At 40.6% G+C, this 10792-nt stretch carries 10 protein-coding genes; 8 read left to right on the forward strand and 2 right to left on the reverse strand.

The annotated features are described in order from the left end of the window. Positions 1–6 precede the first annotated feature (6 nt). On the reverse strand, positions 7–1701 hold the full coding sequence (locus B1C82_RS12360) for a methyl-accepting chemotaxis protein (protein ID WP_086447853.1): 1695 nt from the start codon (positions 1699–1701) through the stop codon (positions 7–9). 298 nt (positions 1702–1999) lie between these two features. On the opposite strand from B1C82_RS12360, the gene hrcA reads away from it, so the two are divergent. The 6 genes from hrcA to B1C82_RS12390 all read left to right on the forward strand — a co-directional run bounded on the left by hrcA (position 2000) and on the right by B1C82_RS12390 (position 8325). After that, on the forward strand, positions 2000–3028 hold the full coding sequence (gene hrcA, locus B1C82_RS12365) for a heat-inducible transcriptional repressor HrcA (protein WP_086448592.1): 1029 nt from the start codon (positions 2000–2002) through the stop codon (positions 3026–3028). A 30-nt stretch (positions 3029–3058) separates the two neighbouring features. Next, positions 3059–3613 carry a nucleotide exchange factor GrpE gene (gene grpE, locus B1C82_RS12370; RefSeq protein WP_106407700.1) on the forward strand — a complete coding sequence of 185 codons (555 nt, stop codon included), beginning with the start codon at positions 3059–3061 and terminating at the stop codon, positions 3611–3613. A 97-nt stretch (positions 3614–3710) separates the two neighbouring features. Then, complete coding sequence (dnaK, locus tag B1C82_RS12375; protein ID WP_086448593.1) at positions 3711–5645, forward strand: molecular chaperone DnaK; 1935 nt, start codon at positions 3711–3713, stop codon at positions 5643–5645. A 7-nt stretch (positions 5646–5652) separates the two neighbouring features. Beyond that, positions 5653–6780, forward strand: a complete 1128-nt coding sequence (dnaJ, locus tag B1C82_RS12380; protein ID WP_086447855.1) for a molecular chaperone DnaJ — start codon at positions 5653–5655, stop codon at positions 6778–6780. Positions 6781–6801: 21 nt separating this feature from the next. Then, entirely contained in the window at positions 6802–7761 is a 960-nt protein-coding gene (locus B1C82_RS12385) for a Gfo/Idh/MocA family protein (RefSeq protein ID WP_086447856.1), read from the forward strand. Positions 7762–7770: 9 nt separating this feature from the next. After that, positions 7771–8325, forward strand: coding sequence for a YqgE/AlgH family protein (locus tag B1C82_RS12390; RefSeq protein WP_086447857.1), 555 nt, complete (start codon positions 7771–7773; stop codon positions 8323–8325). A gap of 36 nt (positions 8326–8361) precedes the next feature. Here the strand turns inward: B1C82_RS12390 and B1C82_RS12395 are convergent, their stop codons facing one another. After that, positions 8362–9408: a slipin family protein gene (locus B1C82_RS12395; RefSeq protein WP_234008291.1), complete on the reverse strand. Its 1047-nt coding sequence runs from the start codon at positions 9406–9408 to the stop codon at positions 8362–8364. Positions 9409–9981: 573 nt separating this feature from the next. On the opposite strand from B1C82_RS12395, the gene B1C82_RS12400 reads away from it, so the two are divergent. Both B1C82_RS12400 and B1C82_RS12405 read left to right on the forward strand, forming a co-directional pair. Continuing rightward, entirely contained in the window at positions 9982–10470 is a 489-nt protein-coding gene (locus B1C82_RS12400; RefSeq protein ID WP_086447859.1) for a DUF2721 domain-containing protein, read from the forward strand. A 33-nt stretch (positions 10471–10503) separates the two neighbouring features. After that, on the forward strand, positions 10504–10791 hold the full coding sequence (locus tag B1C82_RS12405; protein WP_086447860.1) for a hypothetical protein: 288 nt from the start codon (positions 10504–10506) through the stop codon (positions 10789–10791). The last annotated feature ends 1 nt before the right edge of the window (position 10792 follow it).

Raw genomic sequence — 10792 nt, forward strand, 5'->3', positions numbered from 1 at the left:
AATTTGTTATTTGGAGGTCAACCAACGCATTCCTTCTTCTCTCGAAGGAGTATTGATCAGATCTATATTACCTGCTTTCATAGATTTAGTATCAATAGAAAGTTCGGAAAGAACTGATTGAGGGATTACGATAGCGATCTTTTTTAAAGGAGAAGCCATCGCTTTTGGAAACCAAATCTCGTTTACCCAGGTTTGTGCTTCCGCAGAAACGATTCCCATATTAGATGTATCTGCCATCCATTTGGTAACTTGGAATTCTTTCACAAGTTCCAGGCCCTTCTCTAACATTTCACGATAACCTTCGTAACTAAAATTTTCGGTCCAGACTATCTCTACAAGATCGTATTTTTTAACGTAATATATCTTTCCGATCGCAGCTGTGAATTTTAGCTCATGAGTTTTGGAATCCATGACCTTCTCTGCTGCTTTTGTTTTTGCGGCGATCTGGAACATTCCTACGGTATTTCCGAGCTTGTTTGCAGTATTAGAGATCCCTAAAATTCTTTCTGCTAAAGAATCACTATTTTCTGAATTACTTACAGCTAAATTACTGATAGAAGAAACCGAATCCACAACTTCTCTTGTTGCGGTATTATGCTCTGTAACTGCGTTTCGAATCTCATCGGATCGTTTAAGAACAAAGTCTGCTTCTTTGAGAACAGAGTTTCTGAGTTCTTGTTGGGAATTGACAGCTGCTCTCACTTCTGTAATTTGAGCGGACATTCTATCTATTGTTTCTATAATTTCTTGGATCTCTTTTGTTGTGATCTGGATCCTTTCCAAACCTTGAAACATATCATCTTGGTTCTTTTTCACTAATTCATTGATACTTCTTACGCTCAAAGCAGTTCTTTCTGCAAGTTTAGAAACCTCATCTGCAACTACTGCAAAACCTCTTCCTGCTTCTCCGGCTCTTGCTGCCTCAATAGACGCGTTAAGTGCTAACATATTAATTTTTTCACTGATATCAGCGATATTCCCGATCGTTTTTGTAATCTCTTTAGAACTTTTTGAAAGATTGTCTATGGCCTGGCCCATATAGTTTAAGGATTGGGAACCTTTCTCTGCACGTTTGGAAATATCTTCAAAGGAAATTAAGGTTTCATCCACTTGGCCTTTTGTCTTTTCGATCGCAGAAGAAAGTTTTTCCACCTCTGTAACTAAGCTACCCATACTATGCGCGTTTTCTCCTGCAATTGAAGAAATTGAAGTTGCTACTCCGGAAATTTCTTCGATGGATGCGGAGACTTCTTCTGTTGCAGCTGACTGGGATTGTATATTAGAACCGAAGTCTAAAACAACAGTCCTCATTTCTCCAGATTCCGTAGAAAGATTTTCTGCTGTGCTTCTGATCAGACCGATCAACTCAGATTGGCCTTGTAACATTCTATGAAAACTTTCATAAAAATCAAAAAGTAGATCTTTCGAATTTGTTTCTATTCTCGCAGTTAGATCACCTTTACTCACCTTCTTAAATGAATCTTGTATAGTTTGGAAAGTGCTAGCAAGCCAGGTACCTGAAAAAATTCCCATACATAAAGAAAAGAAAATCCCAACTCCTGCAGAGATGGAAGTCGCGAATCCGAATTTTTCCGCAGGAAGGACCCCTAAAAAGTAGAATGTTCCGAGTATGGATCCGAGGACCAAAGAAGTGAAAATTGAGTAAGAGAAAAAATAATAAAGCCTAAGTTTGAATAACATTGAGATTCCTTTCTGTATAGGACGGAGAACTTATTTTGGAACCTATTCTAAGTCAGTCTTAAATTGAAAATAGGCCCGAATCCTCTGGCACTTCCTCCTTGCTTTTGCAAGGATAGGTGGAGAAGTTTCGCTCTTTGGGAATCTGATTTATCCCTTATGGGATATTTTTTGTTTATTTTTTCTGTCAGACGAACACCGGGACTGCTTAAAATCCAAAATTCTTGACTTTTTTAGAATATTAAGGAAACTTGAGAGATACTTTGGCACTCTAACTTGCAGAGTGCCAATAAGAGTAGATATGGAACTATCCCAAAGACATAGGATGATCCTGAAAGCCACGGTGGATGAGTTTATACAAGAGAACCGTCCAGTTGGCTCTAAAACCTTATTCGATAAACATGATATAGGTTTGTCCCCGGCATCTATACGTACCGTTCTCAAAGAACTGGAAGAGATGGGATATCTCGCTTCTCGACATACTTCGGGGGGAAGGATCCCAACAGAGATAGGCTATCGATTCTATGTGGATTCTTTAGTGGTTCTTTATGAGTTAACCATTAAGGAAAAACAAAGGATTCAGGAAGAATACCTAAAGATGCAGTTTAAACTGGATCAGATCCTGAAAGCGACAGCAAGTGTTCTCGCTAGTCTTTCAAATTCGGCGGGAGTGGTTTTAGGACCGGCCAAAAGTTTAGACACTCTAAAACATGTTGAGTTGATCCATGTTCATGGGGACGAGGTTCTGATGATCATGGTAATGCGATCCGGAGCTGTGCTGAACCGGAGCGTATTCTTAGATAGGAATTATAGCCAGGAAGAGTTGTATCAGATCTCAAAGTATCTGAATGATAACGCAAAAGGTTATGATATGTTCGAGATCCAGGAGAAGGTGATCCCTTCTCTATTGCTGAGAAAAGACGGACCATTAGATTTTTATAAAGTGTCTGGAGTGATCTCTTCCGCAATGACGCCGGATAATTCCGAAGTGTCTTTGTATATTGATGGTCTCAAGAATTTATACGGAAGATTTAAGGACGAAGAGGAAAAACTTAACCAGGTTCTCTCCTTACTGGATGATAAAAGATTCCTCACCGGAATGTTTGGGGATTATCCTGAACATGATGGAGTGTATACCGTCATTGGAAAGGACGGAGACGGAAGAATGGGCGGAGTGAGTATCATTACTTCTGGATATAGAATGGGAGAAAAAAGGATAGGCGCTATGGGAATCATAGGTCCACAGAGGATGGATTATCATAGAGCACTTCCACTTGTAGATTTTACTTCGAAACTGGTTTCGGAGATGATCACGCGTATTAGTAAGTAGTAATGAACCATGCAAGGAAATGATAGAGAGATGAGTCAAGAAGAAGCGGTCGCAACGCCTACCGGAGAAAATTCGGCTGATTCCCAAAAGCCGGAAAGCGTAGAGGAAACTTTACGTAAGGAATTGGAGATTGCGAAAAAAGAGATCGAATCCTTAAAAGATTCTTGGACTCGTGAAAGAGCCGAGTTTCAGAATTATAAGAGGAGATCTGCGCAAGAATTTTCTAATATTAAGAAGGAAGCAGTCAAATCTCTGGTAGCGGAGTTTTTGAATCCGATCGATAATTTGGATCGTGTTGGTTCCGGTGTAAATGTTACGGAAGAGGTAAAACCTTTCGTGGACGGAGTAACGATGATCCTAAAGGAATTTTATTCCGTATTAGAAAGATCGAATGTGTTTAGGCAGTATCCGCAAGGAGAAACGTTTGATCCAACTTCGATGGAAGCATTGTCTTCTGAAGAAGGGGAGCAATATACAGAAGAGACCGTGATAGAAGTCTATCAGGCAGGGTTCTATATTAAGGAAAACGAAGATAAGTTCTCCTTAAGACCTGCAAGGGTGAGAATTGGAAAACCTAAAGCTTAATGCTTTGGGACTTAGGCACATGGTGCCTTGAATAAAACGAATTAAATCATGAATAACCGCCGGGGTAAGGACTCAAATGGCGGAAGGAGAAACCAAAATGTCAAAAGAGAAGATTATCGGAATCGACTTAGGAACCACAAACTCTTGCGTTTCCGTTATGGAAGGTGGAGACCCGGTAGTAATCCAAAACTCCGAAGGTGCTAGAACTACTCCGTCGATCGTTGCTTTTACCGCTAAAGGGGAAACTTTGGTAGGCCAGTTCGCTAAGAACCAGGCTATTACTAACGCGGTAAATACGATTCGTTCCGCAAAAAGATTTATAGGACGCAGATTCAACGAGACCGAACAAGAGATGAAGCACGTTTCCTATAAAGTAATCAAAAGTGGTAACGATGGATTAAAATTCGAAACTGCTAACGGTGAGTTCACTGCTCAAGAGATCTCTGCTCGTGTTCTTCAAAAGATGAAACAAACTGCAGAAGATTATCTTGGTCACAAAGTGACCAAGGCGGTGATCACAGTTCCTGCTTATTTCAATGACGAACAACGTCAGGCAACTAAAGATGCAGGAAGAATCGCTGGTCTGGAAGTAGAAAGGATCATTAACGAGCCTACTGCTGCTGCACTTGCTTACGGTTTCGATAAGAAGAAGAGTAATGCAAAAATCGCCGTTTATGACTTGGGAGGAGGAACCTTCGACGTTTCTATCCTTGAGTTAGGAGACGGTGTATTCGAAGTAAAATCTACCAATGGTGACACTCACTTAGGTGGCGACGATTTCGATATGGTCATCATGGAATGGATGATCGAAGAATTCAAAAAGCAGTACGGGATCGATATCTCCCAAGATAAGAATACCGTTCAACGTTTGAAAGAAGCTGCAGAAAAAGCAAAAATCGAACTTTCCGGGACCATGTCTACTCAAGTGAACTTGCCGTTCATCACTGCTGATGCTACTGGACCAAAACACTTGGATATGAATCTTACAAGAGCTAAGTTCGATCAGTTGACTAGCCGTTTGGTAGAAAGAACTCGTATTCCGTGTGAAAACGCGTTACGTGATGCTGGATTAAAAGCTTCCGATATCGACGAAGTGATATTAGTGGGAGGATCCACTCGTATCCCTGCTGTACAAGAACTTGTAAAAGGAATTTTTGGTAAAGAACCGAATCGTTCTGTAAACCCTGACGAGGTAGTTGCAATCGGTGCTGCTATCCAAGGCGGAGTTTTAGCTGGAGAAGTTTCAGACGTTCTTCTATTGGATGTAACCCCACTTTCACTCGGTATCGAGACATTGGGTGGCGTAATGACCAAGTTGATCGACAGAAATACTACGATCCCAACTAAAAAATCTCAGGTGTTCTCTACTGCTGCGGACAATCAAAATGCAGTGTCTATCCATGTTCTCCAAGGAGAAAGAGATATGGCTGCCGGTAACCGCACGCTCGGAAGATTCGATCTGATTGGAATTGCACCTGCACCTAGAGGAGTTCCTCAAATTGAAGTTACATTCGATATCGATGCGAACGGTATAGTGCATGTTTCTGCAAAAGATCTGGGAACTGGTAAAGAACAAAAGATACGTATTGAATCTTCTTCTGGATTAAGCGAAGACGAGATCTCTAAAATGGTAAAAGATGCAGAGGCACATGCTGCTGCAGATAAAGCTGCTAGGGAACTTGTAGAAGCTAAGAACGAGTTGGATACGATCACTTATTCTTTGGAAAAAGCGGTTACAGATGCTGCGGATAAACTTTCAGACAGCGAAAAACAATTGGCGAATGACGAGATCAAACGCGCAAGAGAAGCGATCGAATCAGGTGATATCGGTCGTATTAACGCTGCGAAAGAATCCATTACCAAGAGAGCTTCGGAAATAGGTTCCAAAATTTATTCCCAAGGAGCTCCAGGCGAGGAAGCAGGTCCAGGACCTAACGGTGCGGGACCAGGAGAAGGCGCAGACAATTCCCAAGCTAAGGGAGAAAAGGTCGTGGACGCCGACTATACCGTAGTGGACGATGAGAAAAAGTAACTAAGACATGAGTGACAAAAGTTACTACGATATCCTCGGAGTTTCCAAATCCGCGACTGATGAAGAAATCAAGTCTGCGTATCGGAAGTTAGCTATCAAATATCACCCTGATAAGAACCAGGGTGATAAAGCTGCTGAAGAGAAATTTAAGGAAGCTACCGAGGCCTACGAAGTTTTAAGAGACGCCAATAAGCGTCGCATGTACGACCAATACGGCAAAGCCGGAGTGGGTGCAGGCGCTCAAGGTGGATTTGGAGGAGGAGCATATACTGACTTCTCTGATATCTTCGGTGATTTCGGAGATATTTTCGGCGACTTCTTCGGAGGGGGAGCAGGAAGAGGTGCTGGAGGCGGTGCTCGCAGATCCGGTCCACAACGCGGCTCCGATCTTCGTTATAATCTAGAAGTTTCCCTCGAAGACGCAGCTCTAGGCAGGGAATATAAAATCGAAATCCCAAGACTGGAAACCTGTGTAGATTGTGGAGGTTCCGGTGCAAACAAGGGAAGCACTCCTCAAACTTGTCCGGATTGCGGCGGTTCAGGGCAGATCCGTAGATCTCAGGGATTCTTCTCCGTTGCAACTACATGTGGAACCTGTCGTGGAAAAGGTACAATCATATCTAATCCGTGCAAGACCTGTCATGGACAAGGCCTAGTAGAAAAAAGACGTACTATCAATATTAAGATCCCACCTGGTATCGAATCAGGAAGCAGACTAAAAGTTTCCGGCGAAGGGGAAGCAGGACCTAATGGTGGTCCTCATGGAGATCTATATGTGGTAACACATATTAAAAAACATGAATTATTCGAACGCCAAGCAAACGACTTGATCTTAAACAAAAAGATCAGTTTAACACAAGCAATCTTAGGTGGAGACATTGAAGTTCCAACCATAGACGGCAAAAAGGTGAAGATGAAAATTCCGGAAGGAACCGAGTCAGGCCAAGTGTTCCGTTTGAAAGGTCATGGAATTCCGTATCTAGGTGGATATGGAAAAGGGGACCAACACGTGATCGTTCGCATCGAGATCCCTAAAAAACTAACTAGACGACAAAGAGAATTGATCGAAGAATTCGCCCGTGAGTCCGGAGAATCTGTTTCCGGTTCTAAGGGTAAAATTTTTACGAATAAGTAATATCCACAAAAAGGAAGTTTCATGACTAACAAAGTCAAGATCGGAGTAATCGGGACAGGCCATATGGGCCAATACCACGTGAACGTGGCCAAAACATTAAGCGATGCGGAGTTGATCGGTATTTATGACTCTGATTCCGAAAGAGCCTCCCAGATGGCGGAAAAACATAAAACTTCTGCCTTCTCAACTGTAGACGATCTGATCAAGCATACTGATTCTGTGATCATTGCGGTGCCTACATTCTTGCACCACGAAATTGGTAAGAAGGCACTCCTGGCCGGCAAACATGTTTTGGTAGAGAAGCCGATCGCAGAAACATTAGAACAAGCCAAAGAATTAGTGGAACTCGCTTCTAAAAACAATTTGGTCTTACAAGTAGGTCACGTTGAACGTTTTAACGGTGCGGTCCTAGAACTTGGAAAGATCGTAACTGAACCTTTATTGATCGAATCCAGAAGATTAGCCCCTTTTAATCCTAGAATTAAGGATGTCGGAGTAGTTCTGGATATGATGATCCACGATATTGATATCGTATTGAATCTTGTAAAATCTCCCGTCAAATATCTAAGTGCAGTGGGGACCAAAGTGGTTTCCGCTCACGAAGATATTGCATCCGTTATTCTCCATTTCGAGAATGGTGCGATTGCGAATATTTCCGCGAGCAGAAATACACAAGCCAAAATTCGGACCCTGAATATCACTCAAAAAGACGTGTACATCACATTAGATTTTAGCGACCAAGAGATCGAGCTTCATAGACAAGCTACTTCGGATATTCTACTTAGGACCGGAGAGATCAAATATCGCCAAGAATCCATTGTTGAGAAGATATTCGTTCATAAGGATAACCCTTTAAAACAGGAACATGAACATTTTGTAAAATGTATCCTAAAAGAAACGGAACCTTTAGTGGATGGAAGATCCGATATCCAAACTCTGGAGATCGCGTACAGAATTTTGAAAGAGATACATAAAAACTGATCGGGTAGTATGGAAAACGGATTCAGCGGAAAAGTATTAATCTCTAATTCGTCTATCGTAACGGATTATTTCAATCGTACTGTGATCCTAATGGTGGAACACGATCAATCGGGCGCATTCGGCCTTGTATTGAATAAAAAGATGGATGTTGCATTGAGCGAAGTGATCCAAGGAATTCCGGAAGGAATAGACGGATCTTCTCCGATCTATTCCGGAGGTCCTGTAGATCCTACCTTTGTCTCCATTCTTCATGATAATCCTAAATTAAAACAACCTGGGATCGAAGTTATCCCTGGTGTGTTTCTTGCCAGAAGTTTTGAAGCTCTGGTGGAATTATTAGAACATCCTGATAAAACCAAATTTAACGTATACCAAGGATATTCCGGTTGGGGAGCTTCTCAACTAGAAGGTGAGATGGAGCGTAAATCTTGGGTGGTTCATGATCCAAACGCGGAGTGGATCTTTACAGAAGATCCGGAAGCAACTTGGCAAGAAGCCTTAAAGAGCAAAGGTGGATTGTATAAGTATTTCGTGGAACATACCAAAGATCCAATGTTGAACTAGGGTTTTTAAACAGATTAATGAAAGAGGCTTCCCTTTTCAGGAAGGCTCTTTCGTTGATTTCGGAATAAGAAGTCCTTTTAATTGATCTAAAATATGTCCTCCTCCAACGAGTTGGATCTGATTGATTTTTTCACTCAATCTTTCAATATACTCCAACTCTTTGAGTTTGAACAATACTTGATTCTCTTCCATCAGTTTTGCTGTATTTAGTAAACTTCTAGTAGAAGCGGTTTCTTCTCTTCTTGTAATAATATTTGCCTGTGCTTTTTTCTCAGCAATTAAAACCTGATTGAGAATATCCTTTATCTCTCCTGGAAGGATGATATCCTTAACACCAGCAAATAGAATTTCTAAGCCTAAACTTTCAGCGTTTGATTTTGCTTTTTCCAAAACAAAGGAACCAATTTCCTCTTTCTTCGCGAGAATTTCGTCAAGAGTGAGATTACCTACATACTCCCTTAATGCAAGTTGCAAAAAGATATAAATTTGTTCTGAGAAGTCCTTAATCTCTTTAAAAATTTTCTCTGAATTTACTATTTTATAATGAAAGACAAAGTTCAGACGAAGGTTGATTTTATCCTTAGTCATCAATTCCTGGCCACTAATCTCGTGCTGTATTCTGCGAAGATCTAATTTTGGAACAGAAACTGAATTGATACCTTTCCAAAAATAATATGTTCCTGGCTCTAACAATTTAGAGAAGTTTTTCTCTATAAATAAACCACCGATTTCATGAGGCTCCACAGTGAATGCAGAGACAAACTTAGAAAGTTCCGGTTTTGCTAAAACATTCTTATCCAAATTCTGAGGTATTTCACATTGGTTTAAATCAAATTTCTGAAATGTATAATTATATAATCCCTTCCAATAGAAATGATTTCCAGGTTCCAGAACTTTTTTAAAAAGCCCTTCTGAATAAAGGACGATGATTTCGTTATCCTTTACCTCAAAAATTTCCAATTGAGCTTTTAATTCAGCATCACTTAAATAAATATTCTGTTTTTGGTCTGGTGTAAATGGAAGACTTGCATCTAGGATTTTCACAAAGTCAAACGGAGAAACAAAATGATTTCCCGGTAACAATAGTTTTTTATAGTCCCCTTTGTGAAAGAGAAGGCCTCGTTGGTGTTTTAATATTCTAGTCATAACAGTAAGTAAAGAGAGGTATTCGTTTGTTCCCGAAATTTGACGGGGAATCTTTTTAGTATGAAACTTTCTATTTCACTCTTTATCTTTAGTTATATTCAGTTGAATGGAACGAAAGACAAAAAAGTCGTAAAAATTTTCGAACGGTATCCAAGATTCCGCAAAGTACTAAGTTCAGTTGAAGTTTTGAAATTAGATTCCAAAATGTCGAACTCTCGAATACCTCTCTTTTGAATTTGATTGGTGGCTTTCGCCCTGCAGATTAACAGTCTACTGCTCGTCCATTGAGCTATTTTGCACCTTAAGCAAATGGGAATCGAACCCTTGGAGAAAATCGATCTTTATAGTCGGTATACGTGTCGGATAAATCCGAACGCACCTCCGGGTATTACAAACCCAGGAATAGAGTTATAACTCTAATTTTCCCCGTCCAAATCCTCGAAAGTTTGCCTAACTTAGCAAGCATATAATTCAATTTACATTTATCTGATTTTATTCAAACTAGCAATTATGATCTCTCCCTTGATCGGAACGGAAATTTTGGCCGGTATGATCACTCCGGCCGTTTTAATTTCAGCAAGTGCTAGCTTGATTTTCTCTACTGCGAATCGTTTGGGAAGGATATTCGATCGAGTTAATTTGCTTAAAAATGAGATAGAAGGTGTTGTGGACGGAAAACTTTCTTTTCCGGAAGAAAGACAAGCATATCTCAAAAGACAATTAAAGATCCAAAAAAAGAGAGCAGGTCTGATCCAAAAATCCATGGCAGCTCTTTACACTGCGACTTTGTTTTTTGTTTCTTCCAGTTTGAGTTTGGGGATCATCGTTGCTATTTCCAGCCCAGCATCTTGGGTGGCGACTGGACTTGCCTTAATCGGTGGGATTTTCTTGTTTATCGCAAGTAGTCTTTTGCTGTACGAAAGCCGCTATAATTTAAATTTTATCCAAGGTCAGATAGAATTTGCAGAATTTCTGGAAGACAAAGTAGAGAAGAAGTAGGATTGCCCTTCTTCCAAGAGATAGGAGTTTAATTTGAAAAAGGTTCTGTATTCACTTTCTATCATACTCTTTTTTGCATCTTTAGGATTCACTCAAAATGTTTCTGCGGACGGTTGTTACCTTTGTTCAGTAAATAGTTCCGACGCATGCAGAGATTATTGCAGATTTTCCGGATCAGATTCTTTCGACACAAGGAAACGTTGTGAAACTAAAGGATGTAAGATCACTGGAACTGCGGCCTGTCCGACCGCTTCTAATTATAAAGTTTGTTCCGTAAGATTAGATCCTAAACCGGAAGATCTGCTTGCTGGTCGGAGATAAT

Source organism: Leptospira venezuelensis (genome assembly GCF_002150035.1).
Taxonomy (GTDB): domain Bacteria; phylum Spirochaetota; class Leptospiria; order Leptospirales; family Leptospiraceae; genus Leptospira_B; species Leptospira_B venezuelensis.